At 40.3% G+C, this 201-nt stretch carries 1 protein-coding gene; it reads right to left on the minus strand.

Annotated elements, in window-relative coordinates:
• Window positions 1-40 precede the first annotated feature (40 nt).
• The coding region (locus tag AABK37_RS42520; RefSeq protein ID WP_432557342.1) for a zinc ribbon domain-containing protein at window positions 41-201 on the minus strand (161 nt) is incomplete at its 5' end.

The following is a 201-nucleotide window of genomic DNA, read 5'->3' on the forward strand; positions in this document are numbered from 1 at the left end:
TCCTAGTCTTGCTGGTTCAATATTTGCTGAATAAAAAGTATCATCTACTACAAAATTTTTTAGCGATCGCCCTGAGGAGAAAACTTTTTGGTTTACTGAAATTGTATGCAGCGTTTTCATCCCGATCTCTTTGGGAACCACAACTTCCACAGGTGTAAGTGCGAATATTTAACGGCATTTTCTGCTTTGCACCGCACTGCG

This window comes from Tolypothrix sp. VBCCA 56010 (genome assembly GCF_050875635.1).
Lineage (GTDB): Bacteria > Cyanobacteriota > Cyanobacteriia > Cyanobacteriales > Nostocaceae > Hassallia.